The following is an 18,531-nucleotide window of genomic DNA, read 5'->3' as shown; positions in this document are numbered from 1 at the left end:
TGTGAAACCCCCAAGCGACCTCGCAAATAAGAGCATACAATGACACATTTTCTAGACATTCACACAACCGATCCTGCTGATCTGCACAAGATTATCGACCAAGCGAAATCAATGAAGACAGCACGCAAGGGTCTGCCCAAGGGCACGCCCGACGCCGACACGCCGCTGGCCAATCACATGGTCGCGCTGATCTTTGAAAAGCCATCCACACGAACCCGCGTCAGTTTTGACGTTGGTGTGCGCCAGTTGGGCGGTCAGACAATGGTGTTGTCCGGCGCCGATATGCAATTGGGTCATGGTGAAACGATTGCAGACACGGCCCGCGTGTTGTCGCGTTACGTTGATTTGATCATGATCCGGACATTTGAAGAGCAGACACTGCTCGACATGGCGGAATACGCAACAGTCCCTGTGATCAACGGTCTGACAAACCGGACGCATCCTTGTCAGATTATGGCGGACATCATGACGTTCGAAGAACATAACGGCCCGATCAAAGGCAAGAAAGTTGTGTGGTCCGGTGACGGGAACAACGTTTTTGCCAGCTTCGCCCATGCCGCCAAGCAGTTTGAATTTGATCTTGTCTTTACGGGGCCAGAACCGCTGGACCCAGAGCCTGCTTTGGCTGGTCTTTACACCACGGTGCGTGATCCGAATGAAGCCGTTGAAGGGGCTGATCTGGTTGTGACAGACACGTGGGTGTCGATGCACGATCCGCAATCCGCACGTGAACGTCGCCACAACCAGCTGCGCGGTTATCAGGTGAATGACGCGTTGATGGCAAAGGCAAAGCCGGATTCATTGTTTATGCACTGCCTGCCGGCACACCGTGATGACGAAGCCACCAGTTCGGTGATGGACGGCAAGCATTCGGTGATTTTTGATGAGGCCGAGAACCGGTTGCATGCCCAAAAGGCGATTATGCGTCACTGTTTGGGTGTCTAAGCGAGGATTTGCGCCGCCTTTGGCGTCGCGCCGCTGGAGGGGCCAGCCCCTCCAGACCTCCCCGAGATATTTGTGACCAAAAGAAGGGTCACGTGCCGCGGGGTTTTGCCCTGAGCGTGGGGTCCGCTTGCGTGGGGTCTTCGGGCCATGGGTGGCGTGGGTAGCGGCCCCGCATGTCTTTGCGCACATCTGCGTAGGATGTTTTCCAAAAATTCGGCAGATCAGTCGTCGTTTGTACCGGTTTTTGACCCGGTGAAAGCAGTGTGATCCGCAGCGGTGTTTTGCCGACTGTCGGGTGGCGGGTGACACTGAAAAGTTCTTGCAAACGCAGCGTGATTTCAGGGACTTCGCCGTCATAGTCGATGGGTGTTTTGCGCCCCATGGGGGTTGTGAAATGCGGTGGCACGGCCGTGTCGAGCCGTTGCATTTGCCCCCAGTCGAGCATTGATCGTAGCGCCTGCAATGCGTCGAAGTTTTTCCAATCTGCCGTGGTTTTTACACCGTCTAGGTGCGGTAGAAGCCAGTCGTCGAGTGTCGCCATCAACGTCTCGTCGGTCATATCCGGCAGGCTGGGGTCGCTGTCGCGTCCCAATGCGACGCGGGCGCGGAAACGGTTTGCCGCTGCTGAAAAGCGAAGACCGAGCTGCCTGATGCCGTCGCACATTGCGGTAGCGATCATCGTCGGGTCGGGGTCAGTCCAGTTGCGGTCGTCGAGGATGAGCGCCCCGAAGGTTTCTTGTTTGCGCGTCAGAACCCGTCCATCGCGCTTGGACCATGTGCAAATGTCGTGCCAGTGGATTTGGTCGCCGTAGAGGTCGCGCAGAGTGGCTTCGTCGATTGCGGCCGCCTGCCTGATCTTGGCTTCGGGGGTGTCGCCGTCCAGATCTGTTGCGACGATCAGACGTTGGCCGGCGAGGGTGTCAGCCGCGTCAAAGACCGCCCCTTTGCCCCCTGACAGGACATAGCGTGGCGCGTCCCCTTTGCGCCGTAGCCCGATCCGGTCGGGATAGGCTAAGGCCAGTTGTGCGGCCAATTCCAGATGAGGTTTGTCATCCAACCCTTTGGCAAGGCGCGGAATGTCAGCTTTGATCTGCTGCAAAGCTGCATGATTGATTTGACCGGGGCCGTCGTAATTGCCACGCAAGGCTTTCATCCGCAACGACAGGTCCGCTGGTGCGCCGCGCAATGGATCGCGGGCAGAAAGGAGGGCTGCTGTGGGGGCTGCTTGTTTCCCCGCAGTGAGCAGCATGTGCCCCAGGCGTGGGTGGACTGGGAGCGCGGCTAGTTTGCGGCCGTGCGCGGTGATTTTACCCTGTCCGTCGCGTGCGCCAAGAGTTGTGAGCAGCGCGCGTGCTTCGGCCAATGGTCCCGGTGGTGGTGGGGTCAGGAACGACAGGTCGTCGCTGCCCCATACGTCCAGTTCTATGGCCAGCGGGGCGAGGTCTTCCACTTCGATGCCTGCGGGCGGGAAGGCCGCGAGCGCCCCGTCTTCGCCTTTGGTCCAGAGCGCATATGCGTCGCCAGCCGCGACACGACCCGCCCGACCTGCGCGTTGGGTGGCTTCGGCGCGGCTGACTTTTTCGGTGACAAGGCGCGACATGCCCGAGTTCGGATCGAACCGTGACCTGCGGGCGCGGCCCGCGTCGATGACCACCGTGATATCTTCGATGGTCAGCGAGGTTTCGGCGATGGATGTTGCCAGCACGATTTTGCGACCCTGTGTGACGGGTGCGATGGCGGCACGTTGGTCTTTGAAGGGCATAGCGCCGTACAGCGGACGGATGTAATGGTCAGAGGGCAGATTCAGACGTTTCGCAGTTTCGCGGATTTCGCCTTCACCGGGGAGAAAGACGAGGATACCACCTGTGGATTGCGGCGCGATCTCGTGGATCATATCCGCTGTCGCATGTGCGATCCGCGTTTTCGGGGGCAGGGCGCGGGGCAGATAATGGCGGGTGACAGGGAAGGTCCGGCCTTCGGAGGTGATGATCGGCGCGTCGTCCAAAAGGGCCGCGACGGGTGCTGCATCCAAAGTGGCGGACATGACGACAATCTGCAGGTCATCACGCAGGACTTGGGCGATTTCCCAAACGAAGGCGAGACCAAGATCAGCGTTTAGTGACCGTTCGTGGAATTCGTCGAATATCACGGCCCCGATGCCCGGTAGTTCGGGATCGGATTGGATCATGCGGGTCAGGATGCCTTCGGTCACGACCTCGATCCTGCTGCCCGATTTGCTATCGCCGCGCATGCGGTAACCGACGGTTTGGCCTGTTTTTTCCCCGAGTTGTTCCGCAAGACGATCCGCTGCCGCCCGCGCGGCAAGGCGGCGGGGTTCGAGCATGATGATTTTGCCGGTGGTCACGTCCGCGTCGAGGATCGCCAAAGGCACACGCGATGTCTTACCTGCGCCAGGTGGGGCTTGCAGAACGGCGCGGTTGTGGCTGCGCAGGGCGGCAATCAGGTCCGGTAAGACGATATCGACGGGAAGTTTGGTCATGCTGCTTGGTGCGTGTTTGTGCGTATGGGGTCAAGCTGGGGGCGGATTTTCTGGAAAAACCCGTGCCTAGATCGCCATGCGAAATCTGGGGCCGCCGGGGTCTGGGCGTGCTTCAAAACCACACGCGAGGTATGCGTTTTGCGCTGCCGTGTTTTCAGCTGCTGTTGCGATGTGCAGGTAGCTGCAGGCGTTGGCCGCCGCAAACCGCGCGGCTGTCTCGATGAAAGCACGCCCGACGCCTGCGCCCCTGTGCCCGTCGCGCAGGTAGAGGTGGTTGATGTCGATCCCCCGCGACCCGTCTGCGACCTTGGTGAGCGGTAGCAGCACCATGTAGCCGATTAATTGCCCGTCCAGAACCGCGACAAAAACATGCCACCACGGGTTTGGGCCTGTGGTGTCGCGCGTCACCGTTTCGATGCTGGCGGTGCCGGTGTCATCGTGAAAGGCGGTCAGTTCGTGAATCATCCGCACGACATCCGGAATGTCATCCGTTTCAAGCGGGCGGATGGTGAAAGGGGGCATCAGCTATCCTCAAAACGAAAAACCCGGCTGTCCTGAAACAACCGGGCCTTCCAATTCAAATCAACGGGACTGGCTTAAGCCGCAGTCGCCTTTGAGATCTCTTTTTTGACTTTGAGCGCGCCATCGGACAGCTCAGCGTCTTTTGCTTTCGCCATGAACGCGTCCAGACCACCACGGTGATCAACGGTGCGCAGGGCAGCGTTAGAGATACGGAATTTGAAAGAGCGGCCCAGAACGTCGGACTGCAAAGTCACGTCCTGAAGGTTTGGCAAGAACCGACGACGTGTACGGTTTTTCGCGTGGCTGACATTGTTGCCAGACATTGGGCCTTTTCCGGTAAGTTCGCAACGGCGCGACATATGATCATTCCTTGTCTTAGCAGGTGTCACACGCCCCTATGGCGGGTCACCTCGGTATCAGCAAAAGGGCCATGCGGGGCATAGCCATAAATCAGTTCCGGCCAGATATGAGGATTCCTGTCGTGCGTCAACCCAGATTGACGTGAAGTTGGCCCCAAAATGCGGATTACGACATTGCTGTCGTTCTTCGCCTGTTGTCTTTGCCCCATCGCATGTTAGGCGCGACGTATCAACGGGGTCGTTCAGCGACCTGATTGCCCAATATTCATTTAGACAGAAAAGGGGAAGACGATGGCCGCAATGCTTACGTCGATCATTACATTCGGAACGGTGCTGGCCTTGGGCCTGACGCTGTTTTGCACGATTAAGTGGTGGAATTTGCGTATTGTCGGGGTCACACCCGTCCCATTGTTCACGTTTATTGCGATTTTGTTCACATCCGGCTTGGATGTCGGTTTGATTATGTTCCCGCTGGCCTTTGATTATCCGCTCTATGCGGACACAGCGACAGAGCCTGCTTACGGGTTCACCAACCCTTTGGCGCTTGAATTCGGGTTTTGGGGGTTCCTGATCTGGGCCTTCTATTTCCTGACTGCGTTTTACTTCTGTGTGGTTGAGCCGCGCGTGAAGTTTTTCGAAATACCGGCGGTTAAATTGCTGAATAACATCGTGATCATCACGACCTGTGCCTTCACGGGCGCGTTGTTCCTGATCTACATGCCGTATTACATCGCTGAAGTGGGCGATGGTGAGACGATTTTGCCGGTCTTTTACCTGATCTGTTTCTTAGTGATTCTTCTGGCCGCGTTTTCGTCAACAGACATCAAGTTCGTGAAGATCCTCTCAATCAGCTCCAGTGTGTTGTTCTTTGCCTTGATCGCCTTCATGTGGCTGAACGCTGGCATGGGCTTTGCGGACTTCACGGGCACGGCTGGCAATATCAGCGGTTATTTTGCGAACATCCACAAATTCATCATTCCGCTGACGGATTACCATGAATTCTACCTGTTCTGGTGGTTTGCTTGGTCGATCATGATTGGCCAGTTCACCGCGCGTTTTGTGGGTGGCCTGAAGACGTGGCAATTGCTGGCGTCATTGCTGGTGTTCCCGTCAATCCCATTGGGTATCTGGTTCTCGGTTCTGTATTTCTACCACGAGAACGGCATTGCGACTGCGGGTGCAGCGAACTGGTTCATGACCATCGTCGGGATCATCTTCGTGATCAATTCATTCGACAGTTTGATCCGGCTTTACACAGATAACCTGAACCTGACGACGAACCGCTTGGGAACGGCGACATATGTGCTGGGCAATGCGGTTGTGTTGTTTGCACTGACCTTGTTGTTCCAAAGCCAATGGCTGCAAATCCAGTGGGTCGGTTCGATTGTTGTGGGTATCTACGTTGCCTGTCTGGCCTACGTTGTGTTCGTTAAGCGCGATGCGGTGCTGGGAATCACACGGTCCCCCAAGGCCAATACGCTTGACTTCAGCAAAATCGACGACGCGTAAATAACCTAACGACATCACGATAGCGAAAGGGGCCCGTTGGGCCCCTTTTGATTTGGGTCAAAGCACCCGCAGACGGATTTGTTATCCATAGGGAACGATTTCCTGAAGGAGAGTTTTCATGTTCCGTCTCGCCACAATGCTTTACGCTATGATCGCCACGACATTGGCTGGCAGTTTGATCGTTGCGGCCTTGGTCGCTGGATACGACACATGGCTTCAACTGATTGTCGCGGCTTGTATTGGGGCTGTGCTGGCCGTGCCTGCCAGTTTCTATATTGCCCAAGCCATCGTCAAAAACGTGAAATAGATCGGTCGCCTCAATCCGGCCATGCGGCCGGATCAAGCTGCAACAGTGTGGATAGCTGCGCATAGAGTGCCGGTTCGTGTTCTTGCAGTTGTTCTGATTTTTCGAAGAATGCTTCGACTGAAACGGCCAAGAATTCCTGATGGTTCGTGGCCCCGTAAGCATCCAGCAAAGTCTTGCGCCCGCGTCGCACCTTTTTGAGATGCCTGTCGTAGGCGTCAACAAAGACCCGTTCCCATTGCGCGAATGACTGACGCTTTTGCAGCACAGGGATGCCGTTTACACCCCCTGATAGATCATCAAGCTGATGGGCAAATTCATGGAGCACAACGTTGTGCCCGTCCTGATAGTTCATCGCACCCTGTTGGCTATGCGCCCAAGACAGGATCACAGGGCCGCGCGCCCAGCTTTCACCTAATCGGATCACCCGTTCTTCTTTGACGACAAAACCGTCGCTCGATTTCCGAACCGAATGAAATGCGCTTGGGTAGATCAAAATGGTCCGCAGGTTTTTGTACCATGCGTCGGTATTGACGATCAGCAGGCAGGCTTGGCCCGCGATGGACAGGACCATTTCATCGGTGATCTCTAGCCCGTCGCAGCCGTACATATCTGTCTGGTGCAGGAAGAGGTTGATCTTACCTTCTAACGGCGCGTGCAGTTCTGGCGGTAACCGCCGGATCAGCGGGACCTGTGCGTGAAGGATCGTGCGGTCTGCGTCAGAAAGGGGGCTGGCCAACAGGTGTTTGCGGGTCTGTGCCGCTGCCCATGACCTATAGGCGAGGTAGCACAGGCCCGCGATGATCAGGATAGGGATCAGGTATATCATAGGACCGCCTTATGATTGACGCAGGACGTGCGCGGCTGCGGCGGCGGGGGACATAGTCCCTGCAACGACTTGGCCTTCCATTTGCGTCAGACGGTCGCGCAGACCTGCATCTGCGGTCAATTGCGCCATAAGCTGAAGGTGGACTTCTTCTTGGAACCAGTGCCGCGCTTGATCCGCACGGGTTGTGTCCCAGACGCCGTTATCTTGCCGCCACTGCATCAGCGTCTGCATCTGATCCCATGCCTCTGTCAGGCCTTCGGTTTCAAGCGCGGACACGGTGCGGGCCATCGGGAATCCATCGGGATCTTGGGGGCGTTTCCGTAAAAGCCGCAACGCGCCTGCATAATCGGCACAGGTGCGGGTGGCTTGGGCTTTCAATTCGCCGTCGGCTTTGTTGACCAAAACCATATCGGCGATTTCCATGATGCCGCGTTTGACGCCTTGTAATTCATCCCCGCCAGCAGGGGCCAAAAGCAAGACAAACAAGTCCGACATCTGCGCCACAACGGTTTCGGATTGGCCGACGCCCACAGTCTCGATCAGCACAACGTCGTACCCAGCAGCTTCGCAAAGTGCCACTGCTTCGCGGGTGCGCCGCGCCACGCCACCCAATTGGGTTTGCGACGGGGACGGGCGGATAAAGGCGTTAGGATCGCGGGCCAGAAAATCCATGCGGGTTTTGTCGCCAAGGATGGACCCGCCGGATCGGGCCGAAGACGGATCGACAGCCAGCACGGCAACCTTTTTGCCAAGACCCGTCAACATCAAGCCAAAGCTTTCGATGAAGGTCGATTTGCCAACGCCGGGTGTGCCGGACAGACCGATGCGCAAGGCCTGCTTGCTGGTGCCTAAGGTGTCGAGCAAAGCAAGCGCGGTTGCACGGTGATCATCCCGCGCACTTTCGACAAGTGTAATCGCGCGGGCGAGCGCGCGACGGTCACCCGATGCGATTTTGGCGGCGGTTTCGGTCAGTTTTGGATCATGCGTCATGGTTGCTTTCTATCGCGCCGTAGGGGGATGTCCACTGCGTCAAATCCACCAATTGATCATGGATGCGCCACAATCCGGCCCCTGTTTCATCCGATGGTTGCGGGCATATCGATCGAATAACGCGTGTGGGACCTGCCTAATGATGAACAAAGATACGGTAATTTTCAGCTTTGTCGGCCCGCTGGGCGTTCGGGTGGAGGTTGGGCAAACGCTGCTTGGGCTGCTCGCGATCCTGTTCTATTTCAGCATTGGCGTTGATCTGGCCTACGCCGTGATGATCTGCGTCGCCATCGTGTTGGCGATCTATCTACACGAGCTGGGGCATGCTTGGGGCAACCAAATCCAAGGCGTTCCCGTCAGGCGGATCATGCTGCACGGGTCGGGCGGTTTTTGCGAAAGCAAACGGACGTCGAGCGCGTATCAGCAAGAACTGATCGTCGCGATGGGCCCGATTGTGAACGCGACCCTTTGGGCGACTTGTTCGCTGTTTGACACCTTCATGTGGAACCATTGGGCGAATGCGGGGACCGAACCCAGCTATCTGGCGTCCGAGGTCATGTATTTCATTTGGCTGTTCGGGCAGATCAATTTCTACCTTGCAGTGTTCAACATGATCCCTGTGCAGCCGCTGGATGGCGGTAAGTTATTCCATCTGCTGATGCTGCGTTTTATGCGCGGTGAGGCGGCCCAACAGGTCACAGGCGCAGTTGGTTTGGCCATGTCGATCATGTGGATTCCGGCCATGGTTGCCGTGTTCTATTTCCAAGGCTGGGTGCTGTTCTTTATCCCGTCCATTGCTGCGCATTACCGCATGATGCGGGGTGAACCTGCCTACTGATCCGAACCTGACCCGCGAAGCAATCCTTGCCCGAATGGCAAGCCCGTCATAGCATTCAAGCGTGATTGGTAAGGGGATTGGGTATGAAAACACCGTTTCATGTGTGGATCGTCGGGATCATAGCGCTGATTTGGAATGCGGGTGGCGCGTATGATTATGTAATGACGCAGACCGAAAACGAAGCCTATCTCGCGATGCTGAGCGACGCGCAAAAGGCGTTTCTTGATAACGGGCCGATCTGGTTCGAAGCGGCTTGGGCTGTTGGGGTCTGGTTTTCGATGTTGGGGGCTTTGTTGCTGCTGTTGCGGTCACGTTTGGCGGGGCCTGCCTTTGGCCTGTCGCTGGTGGGGCTGATTGTGTCGTCCGTTTACAGTTTTGGCATCGCGGACCGCACCGGAATGGATATGACGCCGACCCAACTCGGCTTTACGGTGGCGATATATGTGGTGCTGGTGTTGCTGTGGATCTACGCGCGCGCCATGACGCGACGTGGTGTTTTACGCTGATCTCAGATTTGGGGGCCAGCCCCCAAACCCCCGAGATATTTAGGACCAAAAGAAGGGGGCGGCGGCGCAGCCCTTAGCCGCATTGACGGCGGGCAGAGTTGGCGAAGGCGCGGTAGCGTTGCCAGAATGCTTCGGAGCGCGGATTATCGGATTGCCGTGTGTCTTGGGCCAGCTGCGGTTCTTCGAAGAATTTCACCGCAAGGGACTGGTCAGAGCCGCTGAGCGATTGGTCGGCCACGCGTTGCACACATGAACACAAGCGGTTGCTGGCGGCGGACCTGTCCGCGTCGATACATGCTTTGCCCACTTTGCCGTTCACGCCGGAACTACAGGCGGCGGTCAATGCTACAAGGGAAAGTGTCACAAATGCACGACGCATGGGGGCCTCTTTTTCGTCGAAATGGGATGCGCTAACTATGCCGCGCCCGCAGGCCTGATGCAATCAGACAAATTGCGCGCACGACTGTTTATGAGCGGTCAGTCGCCGTCGAATGCACACAGTGCGTGGACGTCCATGCCCATCGTTTCCAGCTTTTTGCGGCCACCCAGATCGGGCAGATCGATGATGAAGGCGCAGCCAATGACTTCTGCCCCCATTTTTTCGACCAGTTTGATGCCTGCCTCTGCCGTCCCGCCTGTGGCCAGCAGATCATCGACGATCAGAACCTTTTCACCGGGCTGGAGCGCGTCGTCGTGCACTTCCATCACGGCTTCGCCGTATTCCAGCGTGTAGGCTTGTTCGATTGTCTTGCCGGGCAGTTTGCCCTTTTTGCGGATTGGCACAAAGCCAAGCGACAACTGGTGCGCAATCGCCCCGCCGAGGATGAAACCGCGCGCCTCTAGCCCCACAATCCGGTCGATTTTCACGCCGACGTAAGGATGCAGCAACTGGTCGATGGCCAGACGGAACCCGCGCGGGTCGCTGAACAGCGTGGTCACGTCGCGGAACATGATCCCTTCGTGTGGGAAATCCGGAATCGTGCGAATGTAATCTTGGACGGTTTTCATCAGGTGTCTTCTTTCACAGCACGCGGCCTGCGACCGCATCTAGTTTTGCTACAAGGGTCGCATCCCGATGGTCGGGTGCGGTCATGATCGCGTGTTCCAATGCCGTATCGCACCCGTGGGGGCAAGTCGTAGGACGCTGGGTTAGCAAAGCGGGCAGGCGGGTGATCAGATCAGCGGCCTTGGTGCCGTTACCTTGGAGCGTTTTGATGACGTCGCTGACGTCCACCGCACCGTGATCAGGATGCCAACTGTCGTAGTCGGTGACCATGGCGACGGTGATGTAACAAATCTCAGCTTCACGAGCGAGTTTGGCTTCGGGCATGTTGGTCATCCCGATCACATCGCAGCCCCACGATTTATACAGCTGCGATTCGGCCATTGATGAAAACTGCGGCCCTTCCATCGCCAGATAGGTTCCGCCTTGGTGCATGGTGATGCCTGCGTCTTGGCCCGCTTGCAGACAGGCGTCGGACAGACGTTGGCAGGTCGGGTGGGCGACGCTCACGTGCCCCACGCACCCCGGACCGAAGAATGATTTCTCCCGCGCGAATGTCCGGTCAATGAATTGATCCACAAGAACAAAATCGCCGGGCGCCATGTCGTCTTGGAACGATCCGCAGGCGCTGATGCTAATGATATCGGTCACGCCAAGCCGTTTGAGCGCGTCGATGTTGGCCTGATACGGCACGGTCGTTGGCGTGTGCGTATGGCCCCTTCCGTGGCGCGGCAGGAACACCATGTCGGTTCCGCCCAGTTGCCCTGTCAAAACCGCGTCGGATGGCGTCCCCCAAGGCGTTTCGACCGTTTCCCACTGCGCGTTTTCCAGACCGGCCATCTGATAGATGCCTGACCCGCCGATGATGCCTAATTTTGTCATGGATATGCCCCTGTTGCCGCGCCACCAGACAAGCAGAGCGTTAACATGCTGACAAGAGGGCGTGCGCGCCTTGATGGTCACAACGCGGTCGTTTATGTCCGCACAAATTCTTCAAATGAGAGAAGTACCATGACCCAAGCCATATCCCACGCCGAACTCGCGCGCCAAATCGCTGATATTGCGACGTTGGAGGGGTCATTCACTTTGCGGTCAGGCCAAGTGTCGAGCCGGTATTTCGACAAATACCGTTTCGAAGGCGATCCGAAGCTGTTGCAACCGTTGGCCAAAGAAATGGCAAAGCTGTTGCCCGCAGGTACAGAGATCATCGCAGGACTGGAATTGGGCGGGGTGCCGTTGGTGACGGCGCTTTCGATTGAAACCGGACTGCCAGCGGCGTTCATCCGCAAGGAAGCGAAGACATACGGGACATGTCGCGCGATTGAAGGCCAAGATGTGGCTGGCAAGAAGGTGACATTCATTGAGGACGTGATCACCACAGGTGGTGCCGTGGCGGACGCCTACGGCTTGGCCAAGCAGGAAGACGCGAATGTGCTGGGGGTGATCTGTGCGATCTGGCGCGGTGAAGGCGACCCTGCGATTGCGAACGCGCCAACGCTGCCAGTCTATCCGGTCTTTACGCGCGCCGATCTGGAATAAGCGGCGCTGTTAAGCTGGTCTTCATTTTGTCAGGCTAGATTGCAGGTATTGAATGGCGGTTCATGGCTGTCACACCTGCGGGGGTGACATTTGGGCTGGCCTAGGGTAGGGGCGGGCGCAACTGACCTTCCTCACAGGATATCGATATGCCCCGCGCACTTCTGGCGAGCTTCGCCGATAGTATTGCTTTGACTGACAAGGACGCCCCGTTGAACGCGGGACGTCTCCGGACTGAAGTGTTGTCCGGTCTTACCGTGGCTTTGGCGCTTGTGCCTGAAGCCGTTGCTTTTGCCTTTGTGGCCGGCGTTCACCCGCTGGTCGGTCTTTACGCCGCGTTTATCGTAGGTCTGATCACGGCGATCTTCGGCGGACGGCCGGGGATGATTTCGGGTGCAACAGGGGCCTTGGCGGTTGTGATGGTGTCGCTCGTGTCGTTGCACGGCGTGGAGTATCTGTTTGCGACTGTCATCTTGATGGGCCTGATCCAGATATTCGTCGGCATTATGAAGTGGGGTAAGTTCATCCGCCTTGTGCCACATCCGGTGATGTTGGGCTTTGTAAACGGCCTCGCGATCGTTATTTTCCTGGCCCAACTAGGTCAATTCCAAGTGCCGGGTTCTGCCGAAGCATCTGGTCACGGTATGGCCAGCGGTGAATGGCTGTCGGGCATGCCGCTGTATCTGATGCTGGGTCTGGTCGTTGTGACAATGGCGATCATCTGGGTGATGCCAAAGATCACAACAGTCATTCCGGCCCCGCTGGCGGGCATTGGTATCGTGGCCGCGGTCGTGATCGGCTTTGGTCTGGATGTGCCGCGCGTTGGTGATTTGGCGTCCATTTCCGGTGGTTTGCCGCAGTTCCACGTGCCTTTCGGTGACGGTATGGGAATCTACGGAACGATGCTGGCGCCGTTCAATCTGGAAACGCTTTGGATTATCTTGCCGTTCGCCCTGATCCTGTCGGCCATTGGCCTGATCGAAAGCCTGCTGACGCTGAACCTTGTTGGTGAAATGACCAACAAACGGGGCGGTGCGTCGCAGGAATGTATCGCGCAAGGCGTGTCCAACACCGTGACTGGTTTCTTCGGTGGCATGGGCGGTTGTGCGATGATCGGTCAATCGATGATCAACGTGAAATCCGGCGGCCGGACACGGATCGCGGGCATCGCCGCAGCGCTGTTCCTGCTTGCGTTCATCCTGTTTGCATCAGGCCTGATCGAACAAATCCCGCTGGCCGCACTGGTCGGTGTGATGTTCATGGTTGTGATCGGAACGTTCGCTTGGAACTCGCTGACGATCCTGCGTAAGGTCCCGAAAATGGACGCGTTTGTGACGATCCTTGTGACGATCGTAACCGTTTGGACCGACCTTGCGACGGCCGTTGTTGTTGGCGTGATTGTGTCGGCCTTGGCCTATTCATGGAACAACGCGACACGCATCTCTGCGAAAATCCACCAGACACCAGAGGGTGCAAAAGTCTACGGCGTGCAAGGCCCGCTGTTCTTCGGGTCATCCGAAGGGTTTGCCGAATTGTTCGACGTCTACAATGACCCATCCTTGGTGATCGTGGACTTTGCGGACAGCCGTGTCGTGGACCAATCTGCGTTGCAGGCCATCGAAGGCATCGCTGGCAAATACGAGGCACAAGGCAAGCAAATCCAGCTACGTCACCTCAGCCGCGACTGCCATAATCTGCTGTCAAAAGCGGGTCACCTTATGGTCGATAGTGATGATGATCCGGATTACGAAATCGCTGTGGATTACTCTGTCCGCACCGGTATTCTGGGCGGTCACTAAACAAAAATGGGGTCCCTGAAGAAGGGACTCCATACCTCCGGCGGGGATTTGAAAGACGTCAACGAAACCCCGTACAGTCCCTAGTCTTGGCCGGGGCGCGTCAGGCTAAACAGGTCGCGGACTGTAGAATAGTCCTTGTAGCCCAAGCGCGACAGCGGATTGAACGCTGTCACATCAAACATCCCGTCTTTCAAGCACGCATCGTCCATGTGGACGCCTGTCACCTCTCCGATGATCATCGTGTTGTAGTCACCCGCAAGGTCCACGATCTGCGTCAATTTGCATTCCAAAGCTGCGGGGGATGCCGCAACGCGCGGGCAATTGATGGTGTTAGATTCGGCCTTTTCCAACTCAGCCAGACCAAATTCATCTTGATCTTTGTCCCAAGGACCAGAGGTCACGTTCATCGCGTCTTTCAGTGCATAGCTGACGACATTGACCACGAACACGCCCGTTTCGCGGATATTTGCAACGCTATCTTTGGTCCCGTCGCGGTCCGGTTTCGCGCTTGTTGAGGAAAACATCACTTGCGGCGGGGTGTACGCCACGGCGTTGAAGAATGAATAAGGCGCGAGGTTATCCTTGCCATCCGCACCCCGGGTTGAAATCCAACCAATCGGGCGCGGCGTCACAATCGCATTAAACGGATTGTGCGGCAGTCCGTGCCCATTTTTTGGTTCATAAAACATGACGGTAGTCCCTTAACCTTTGTCTTCGTCTTGGGTAGCGTGGCGACAGCCCTGACACCAGACAAAAGCCCGAGCGACCCGCATGCAAGAGATCAAGATACATCTGGCGCGCGAAGTCCCCGACGATTGGTGGGAGGTGGAAGAACTGTATGACCTCACATTCGCACCGGGCCGGACCGCCCTGTCGTCCTATCGTTTGCGCGAAGACGTAGCGCCGCTGCCCGATCTCTGCCTGACAGCCCGCGACCCATCGGGCGTTTTGGCGGGCGTCGTGCGATGCTGGCCCACATGTGTTGGTGACGCGCCTGCGGTTCTGTTGGGACCCATCGCCGTCCATCCAACCCGTCAAGGTGAAGGGATTGCCGCGATTTTGATGATGAACTGCATCGATGCTGCGCGATCAGCTGGCTGGTCACGTGTCCTGTTGGTGGGCGATCATCCCTATTACAAACGCTTCGGCTTTGATCCTGTGGCAGACGTCATCATGCCTCCGCCGACCAATCCGGATCGTGTCTTGGGGCTTTCGCTGGTTAATGGGGCTTGGGACGGCATCACGGGGCAGGTTAGACGCCCAAAAGATTGCATTTGATCTGCAGAGGACCCATTTAGGTCGCATGAACAAATCGCAGAACGACGTCCAAGTGATGCCTGACAAGACCAACCGTGTTGCCTTGGATGAAGATGCTCTTCGTCAGATCAAGGCGCTCGCCGTGCGTCAAAATTCGGCGAATGGCGTTCTGATGAAGGCCATCAACTATGTTGGTGGTCAGGTGGAAAGCGGCATGAACGTTTTTCCACAAGGCGTGCGTGATCAGATCGATAACGTGGCGCGGATCGCGCTTGAAAAAAGCTTTAACCTCGCCGCGCGCACCCGCACAGGCCGGATCGGGCGCGCGATTGGTACGGATCGGATGCACCGCGTGTTGGGCACGGTATCTGGCGCGATTGGCGGCGTTGCGGGCATCGGGACGGCACTGACAGAATTGCCATTTGCGACGACGATCATCTTTCGGTCGGTCCAAGCGGTCGCCGAAGAATACGGCGAAGACCCGCAATCAGCCGAAACACGCATGGAATGCTTGGCCGTGTTTGGGGCAGGTGGGCCTGGCACCGATGATGATGGCGTTGATACGTCGTTCATCGGCGCACGATTGAGCATTACAGGACCAGCCTTGAACACGTTGATCAGCAAGGTGGCACCACGTTTTGCGACCGTGATGTCCCAAAAACTGGCGTCACAATCTGTGCCGGTTCTGGGGGCGATTGCAGGTGCCGGGACAAACTATGCGTTCGTGAATTACTACATCAGCATGGCGCACGTGCATTTCGGCTTGCGCAAATTGATGCGCGAACACGGCGAAGACCCCGTGCTGGATGCGTTTCACAAGTTCTTGGTGACCAATGATCTGCCGATCAATCGGGCGACCGATTAGACTTGGTAAGCTAGCCAATCGGCAACAGCGCGTCTGACCGATGTGTCGCCATCCACCATAGATTGATCGATCACGGCACGTACTTCGCCCAAATCGACACGTCGCAGGATATGCTTGACTGGACCGACAGAGGCAGGGCGCATCGATAGTGACCGCAGGCCGAGTGCGGCAAAGCACAAAGCTTCGACGGGGCGACCGGCATCTTCGCCGCAGAATGAAATCGGCGTGCCGTTCTGTTCGCAGCGCGCGATCACCATGGACAGGAAATTCAAGAAGCTCGGCGACAACGTATCATAGCGTTTGCGCACCCGTTCATTTTCACGGTCGGCCGCAAAGAAGAACTGTTTCAGGTCGTTCCCGCCAATCGAGATGAAATCGACATCTTTGAAGAATGCGTCAGGCGCGTAGGCCAGTGATGGTGTTTCCATCATTGCGCCGACTTCCAATGATGACGGTACCGGATGTCCCAAGCGTTTTTCGCGCGCCAAGGCTTTGTCCATTTCGGCCTTGGCTGCGATGAATTCTTCGTGGAGCGTGATGAACGGGAACATGACTGTCAGGGGCCCACCGTCTGCCGCACGGATTAACGCCTGCAACTGCATCCGCAGCACGCCGGGCTTATCAAGCCCTACGCGGATCGCACGCCAGCCCATCGCAGGGTTCGGTTCGTCGTTCGGTTTCATGTAGGTCAGCACTTTGTCAGACCCGATATCAAGCGTCCGGAATGCAACCCGTTTACCAGCAGAGGCTTTCAGCACCCGCGAATAAAGCGCGGAGAGTTCACCGCGGCGGGGCATCTTGTTGCGGACCAGAAACTGCAATTCGGTGCGGAACAGGCCAACGCCTTCGGCACCGGACCCTTCAAGCGACGGCAGATCGGCCATCAGTCCCGCGTTCATATCCAGCCGGATGACTGACCCGCATTTGGTCTTCGCCGGATGTTCGCGGATCGATGCGTAACGTTCTTGTGCCAGCGCCTGCATTGCGATTTTTTCGCGGAAGGCGCTTTGCACAGTTTCGTCCGGACGCAGGTGCACAAAACCCTGATCGCCATCGACCAACATGTTGTCGCCGTTCAGCGCCTGTGTCGTGACGCCTTTTGCGTTGATCACAAGCGGAATGGCCCAAGCCCGCGCAACGATGGTCGCGTGAGACCCGACAGACCCTTCTTCCAACACAATCCCGCGCAGCTTTTTGCCGTAGTCCAGCAGTTCGCCGGGGCCGATGTTTTTGGCGACAAGGATCGGGTTATCCGGCATTTCCGCGCCGGTTTCTGCCCCTTGGCCTGTCAGAATACGCAGCAAACGGTTCGACAGATCGTCGAGATCGTTCAGGCGTTCACGCATGTAAGCGTCGCCCGCATGGCTGAGGCGGGCCTTGGCAAGGGATTGTTCTTTTTCGACGGCGGCTTCGGCAGACAGACCGTTGCTGACGTCGTCTTCCATCCGCTTTTTCCAACTGCGCGAGTTGGCAAACATGCGATAGGCTTCAAGGATCTGTTTTTGTTCACCGTTTAGCGAACGATTACCGGACAGCATGTCGTCGACGGATGTCCGCAGGGTTTCAATCGCTTCGCGCAAACGGGCCAATTCGACTTCGGGATCGTCCGAGATCGGGTTTGTGACAACGACGCGCGGTTCGTGCAGGTAAACGCGGCCCTCGGCGGCACCTTCTTGTGCAATCGACCCTTTGATCAGGCTTGGGCGCTGATGGGGGGCAGCAAGAGCCGCACCTTCACCGACAAAAGCGCCAAGCTCGGCCATTTCGGCCAGCACCATCGCCACGACTTCAAGCGCGTAGACTTCGTCAGGCGTGAATTTGCGGGCGGTTTTGGACTGAACGACAAGCACGCCAAGGATATCGCCAACACGCTGTACAGGGACACCGCAGAACGACGAAAACCGTTCTTCGCCCGTCTCAGGCATATAACGAAAACCGCGTTCAGACGGCGCATCTGCAGTGTTGATCACACGACGGGACCGCGCGGTGCGCCCGACTAGACCTTCGCCCAAACGCATCCGTGTTTCGTGAACCGCAGCAGCAGCCAGACCCTGCGTCGCGCAAAGTTCGAGCGTTTCAGAATCGCGGAACAGATAGATCGAACACACTTCGGCCTGCATCGACATCGCGATCAACGCGACGATTTCGTCCAGCCGTTCCTGACCGGCGGTCTGTGCCGCCATCGTTTGACGTAACTTGCCCAGCAGTTTTCTGCTTTCGGATTCAACCCGGTGCGGCATGATGTTCCCTTTGTTCCTGCCACCGCTATATGGGCAAACAAGCCGGATTGGGAGAGCTAATGGCAGGTGATCCCGTGCAATTCGCCTTATAGTGGTATTTTTTGGGGGCTTTGTGCCGACGGGCCTAAAAACGCGGCGATTGGGCGCGGGTGATAGTCATGACGGGAAGGGCGCGATCCGCGCTAATTGGCAGGCAACAATGCAATGAGATCTTCGGTCAAATATGGCTTTCCCAACGTCTTGGCCCCTGCGAAACCGCCCGTCAGTTGATCTTCGGTGTAGCCAGTCGCCACGACAAACGGGATGCCCTTCTGTGTAAGGGCGGTTGCAATGACTTCGGATGTTTCAGCGCCAAGGTTCAGATCCAAAATCCCGAAATCAACCGTATGGGCGGCCAATCCAACAAGCGCCTTTGCAACGCCTGTGTAGGGGCCGACAACCGCGTAACCCGCATCTTCAAGGTCCATGACAAGCGACATGGCGAGAAACGCGTCATCTTCGACAACTAGGATTTTCTTTGGCATTTAGG

The 18,531-nt window shown here is 57.1% G+C and carries 20 protein-coding genes; 9 read left to right on the top strand and 11 right to left on the bottom strand.

Translation table 11 applies throughout. The annotated features are described in order from the left end of the window. Positions 1–39: 39 nt before the first annotated feature. The gene (gene argF, locus AC0L7R_RS13040; RefSeq protein ID WP_247126149.1) at positions 40–945 is read left to right on the top strand and encodes an ornithine carbamoyltransferase; all 906 of its coding nucleotides are present in this window, start codon (positions 40–42) and stop codon (positions 943–945) included. Positions 946–1,033: 88 nt separating this feature from the next. Here argF and hrpB read toward each other — a convergent pair whose 3' ends face one another. The 3 genes from hrpB to rpmB all read right to left on the bottom strand — a co-directional run bounded on the left by hrpB (position 1,034) and on the right by rpmB (position 4,326). Continuing rightward, positions 1,034–3,445 carry an ATP-dependent helicase HrpB gene (gene hrpB, locus AC0L7R_RS13035; RefSeq protein WP_473657297.1) on the bottom strand — a complete coding sequence of 804 codons (2,412 nt, stop codon included), beginning with the start codon at positions 3,443–3,445 and terminating at the stop codon, positions 1,034–1,036. Between the two features lie 66 nt (positions 3,446–3,511). Then, the gene (locus tag AC0L7R_RS13030) at positions 3,512–3,967 is read right to left on the bottom strand and encodes a GNAT family N-acetyltransferase (protein ID WP_473657295.1); all 456 of its coding nucleotides are present in this window, start codon (positions 3,965–3,967) and stop codon (positions 3,512–3,514) included. 74 nt (positions 3,968–4,041) lie between these two features. Next, complete coding sequence (gene rpmB / locus AC0L7R_RS13025) at positions 4,042–4,326, bottom strand: 50S ribosomal protein L28 (protein WP_247126154.1); 285 nt, start codon at positions 4,324–4,326, stop codon at positions 4,042–4,044. Between the two features lie 300 nt (positions 4,327–4,626). On the opposite strand from rpmB, the gene AC0L7R_RS13020 reads away from it, so the two are divergent. Further along, on the top strand, positions 4,627–5,835 hold the full coding sequence (locus AC0L7R_RS13020) for a BCCT family transporter (RefSeq protein ID WP_473660415.1): 1,209 nt from the start codon (positions 4,627–4,629) through the stop codon (positions 5,833–5,835). Between the two features lie 118 nt (positions 5,836–5,953). Next, positions 5,954–6,142 (top strand): CTP synthetase, encoded by a 189-nt coding sequence (locus AC0L7R_RS13015; protein ID WP_348107108.1) that lies wholly within the window; start codon positions 5,954–5,956, stop codon positions 6,140–6,142. 10 nt (positions 6,143–6,152) lie between these two features. On the opposite strand, the gene AC0L7R_RS13010 is transcribed toward AC0L7R_RS13015, so the two are convergent. Both AC0L7R_RS13010 and meaB read right to left on the bottom strand, forming a co-directional pair. Further along, on the bottom strand, positions 6,153–6,968 hold the full coding sequence (locus AC0L7R_RS13010; protein WP_473657293.1) for a zinc-dependent peptidase: 816 nt from the start codon (positions 6,966–6,968) through the stop codon (positions 6,153–6,155). A gap of 9 nt (positions 6,969–6,977) precedes the next feature. Next, positions 6,978–7,958, bottom strand: a complete 981-nt coding sequence (gene meaB / locus AC0L7R_RS13005) for a methylmalonyl Co-A mutase-associated GTPase MeaB (RefSeq protein WP_348107106.1) — start codon at positions 7,956–7,958, stop codon at positions 6,978–6,980. Between the two features lie 139 nt (positions 7,959–8,097). Between meaB and AC0L7R_RS13000 the strand changes: the two genes are divergently transcribed. Then, a complete protein-coding gene (locus AC0L7R_RS13000; RefSeq protein ID WP_473657291.1) occupies positions 8,098–8,796 on the top strand; it encodes a site-2 protease family protein in 699 nt (232 codons plus the stop codon). An 83-nt stretch (positions 8,797–8,879) separates the two neighbouring features. Continuing rightward, positions 8,880–9,302 (top strand): hypothetical protein, encoded by a 423-nt coding sequence (locus AC0L7R_RS12995; RefSeq protein WP_473657290.1) that lies wholly within the window; start codon positions 8,880–8,882, stop codon positions 9,300–9,302. Positions 9,303–9,375: 73 nt separating this feature from the next. On the opposite strand, the gene AC0L7R_RS12990 is transcribed toward AC0L7R_RS12995, so the two are convergent. From AC0L7R_RS12990 to AC0L7R_RS12980, 3 genes are all read right to left on the bottom strand, one after another. After that, entirely contained in the window at positions 9,376–9,681 is a 306-nt protein-coding gene (locus AC0L7R_RS12990; RefSeq protein WP_247126165.1) for an arginine transporter, read from the bottom strand. A 98-nt stretch (positions 9,682–9,779) separates the two neighbouring features. Continuing rightward, positions 9,780–10,310 carry an adenine phosphoribosyltransferase gene (locus tag AC0L7R_RS12985; protein WP_247126167.1) on the bottom strand — a complete coding sequence of 177 codons (531 nt, stop codon included), beginning with the start codon at positions 10,308–10,310 and terminating at the stop codon, positions 9,780–9,782. A 13-nt stretch (positions 10,311–10,323) separates the two neighbouring features. After that, on the bottom strand, positions 10,324–11,187 hold the full coding sequence (locus AC0L7R_RS12980) for an S-methyl-5'-thioadenosine phosphorylase (RefSeq protein ID WP_473657288.1): 864 nt from the start codon (positions 11,185–11,187) through the stop codon (positions 10,324–10,326). A 129-nt stretch (positions 11,188–11,316) separates the two neighbouring features. Between AC0L7R_RS12980 and pyrE the strand changes: the two genes are divergently transcribed. Both pyrE and AC0L7R_RS12970 read left to right on the top strand, forming a co-directional pair. Next, the gene (pyrE, locus tag AC0L7R_RS12975) at positions 11,317–11,844 is read left to right on the top strand and encodes an orotate phosphoribosyltransferase (protein WP_473657286.1); all 528 of its coding nucleotides are present in this window, start codon (positions 11,317–11,319) and stop codon (positions 11,842–11,844) included. A 146-nt stretch (positions 11,845–11,990) separates the two neighbouring features. Then, on the top strand, positions 11,991–13,640 hold the full coding sequence (locus AC0L7R_RS12970; protein WP_473657285.1) for a SulP family inorganic anion transporter: 1,650 nt from the start codon (positions 11,991–11,993) through the stop codon (positions 13,638–13,640). Between the two features lie 80 nt (positions 13,641–13,720). Here AC0L7R_RS12970 and AC0L7R_RS12965 read toward each other — a convergent pair whose 3' ends face one another. Beyond that, on the bottom strand, positions 13,721–14,329 hold the full coding sequence (locus tag AC0L7R_RS12965; protein ID WP_473657284.1) for a flavin reductase: 609 nt from the start codon (positions 14,327–14,329) through the stop codon (positions 13,721–13,723). A gap of 82 nt (positions 14,330–14,411) precedes the next feature. Between AC0L7R_RS12965 and AC0L7R_RS12960 the strand changes: the two genes are divergently transcribed. Then, positions 14,412–14,918 (top strand): GNAT family N-acetyltransferase, encoded by a 507-nt coding sequence (locus AC0L7R_RS12960; RefSeq protein WP_473657283.1) that lies wholly within the window; start codon positions 14,412–14,414, stop codon positions 14,916–14,918. 25 nt (positions 14,919–14,943) lie between these two features. After that, positions 14,944–15,762 (top strand): EcsC family protein, encoded by an 819-nt coding sequence (locus AC0L7R_RS12955; protein WP_247126177.1) that lies wholly within the window; start codon positions 14,944–14,946, stop codon positions 15,760–15,762. On the opposite strand, the gene ptsP is transcribed toward AC0L7R_RS12955, so the two are convergent. Then, positions 15,759–18,002 carry a phosphoenolpyruvate--protein phosphotransferase gene (ptsP, locus tag AC0L7R_RS12950; protein ID WP_473657281.1) on the bottom strand — a complete coding sequence of 748 codons (2,244 nt, stop codon included), beginning with the start codon at positions 18,000–18,002 and terminating at the stop codon, positions 15,759–15,761. The genes AC0L7R_RS12955 and ptsP overlap by 4 nt on opposite strands. A 182-nt stretch (positions 18,003–18,184) precedes the next feature. Beyond that, complete coding sequence (locus AC0L7R_RS12945) at positions 18,185–18,526, bottom strand: response regulator (protein ID WP_473657280.1); 342 nt, start codon at positions 18,524–18,526, stop codon at positions 18,185–18,187. Between the last annotated feature and the right edge of the window lie 5 nt (positions 18,527–18,531).

The sequence above is a fragment of the Yoonia sp. D2-7 genome, from assembly GCF_055809435.1.
This window is presented reverse-complemented; position numbering and strand designations above follow the sequence as displayed.

What these genes read in the sequence shown, in the direction of transcription:
- argF (WP_247126149.1), top strand. Translation starts at nt 40, where the DNA reads ATGACACATTTTCTAGACATTCACACAACCGATCCTGCTGATCTGCAC.
- hrpB (WP_473657297.1), bottom strand. Translation starts at nt 3,445, where the DNA reads ATGACCAAACTTCCCGTCGATATCGTCTTACCGGACCTGATTGCCGCC.
- AC0L7R_RS13030 (WP_473657295.1), bottom strand. Translation starts at nt 3,967, where the DNA reads ATGCCCCCTTTCACCATCCGCCCGCTTGAAACGGATGACATTCCGGAT.
- rpmB (WP_247126154.1), bottom strand. Translation starts at nt 4,326, where the DNA reads ATGTCGCGCCGTTGCGAACTTACCGGAAAAGGCCCAATGTCTGGCAAC.
- AC0L7R_RS13020 (WP_473660415.1), top strand. Translation starts at nt 4,627, where the DNA reads ATGCTTACGTCGATCATTACATTCGGAACGGTGCTGGCCTTGGGCCTG.
- AC0L7R_RS13015 (WP_348107108.1), top strand. Translation starts at nt 5,954, where the DNA reads ATGTTCCGTCTCGCCACAATGCTTTACGCTATGATCGCCACGACATTG.
- AC0L7R_RS13010 (WP_473657293.1), bottom strand. Translation starts at nt 6,968, where the DNA reads ATGATATACCTGATCCCTATCCTGATCATCGCGGGCCTGTGCTACCTC.
- meaB (WP_348107106.1), bottom strand. Translation starts at nt 7,958, where the DNA reads ATGACGCATGATCCAAAACTGACCGAAACCGCCGCCAAAATCGCATCG.
- AC0L7R_RS13000 (WP_473657291.1), top strand. Translation starts at nt 8,098, where the DNA reads ATGATGAACAAAGATACGGTAATTTTCAGCTTTGTCGGCCCGCTGGGC.
- AC0L7R_RS12995 (WP_473657290.1), top strand. Translation starts at nt 8,880, where the DNA reads ATGAAAACACCGTTTCATGTGTGGATCGTCGGGATCATAGCGCTGATT.
- AC0L7R_RS12990 (WP_247126165.1), bottom strand. Translation starts at nt 9,681, where the DNA reads ATGCGTCGTGCATTTGTGACACTTTCCCTTGTAGCATTGACCGCCGCC.
- AC0L7R_RS12985 (WP_247126167.1), bottom strand. Translation starts at nt 10,310, where the DNA reads ATGAAAACCGTCCAAGATTACATTCGCACGATTCCGGATTTCCCACAC.
- AC0L7R_RS12980 (WP_473657288.1), bottom strand. Translation starts at nt 11,187, where the DNA reads ATGACAAAATTAGGCATCATCGGCGGGTCAGGCATCTATCAGATGGCC.
- pyrE (WP_473657286.1), top strand. Translation starts at nt 11,317, where the DNA reads ATGACCCAAGCCATATCCCACGCCGAACTCGCGCGCCAAATCGCTGAT.
- AC0L7R_RS12970 (WP_473657285.1), top strand. Translation starts at nt 11,991, where the DNA reads ATGCCCCGCGCACTTCTGGCGAGCTTCGCCGATAGTATTGCTTTGACT.
- AC0L7R_RS12965 (WP_473657284.1), bottom strand. Translation starts at nt 14,329, where the DNA reads ATGTTTTATGAACCAAAAAATGGGCACGGACTGCCGCACAATCCGTTT.
- AC0L7R_RS12960 (WP_473657283.1), top strand. Translation starts at nt 14,412, where the DNA reads ATGCAAGAGATCAAGATACATCTGGCGCGCGAAGTCCCCGACGATTGG.
- AC0L7R_RS12955 (WP_247126177.1), top strand. Translation starts at nt 14,944, where the DNA reads ATGAACAAATCGCAGAACGACGTCCAAGTGATGCCTGACAAGACCAAC.
- ptsP (WP_473657281.1), bottom strand. Translation starts at nt 18,002, where the DNA reads ATGCCGCACCGGGTTGAATCCGAAAGCAGAAAACTGCTGGGCAAGTTA.
- AC0L7R_RS12945 (WP_473657280.1), bottom strand. Translation starts at nt 18,526, where the DNA reads ATGCCAAAGAAAATCCTAGTTGTCGAAGATGACGCGTTTCTCGCCATG.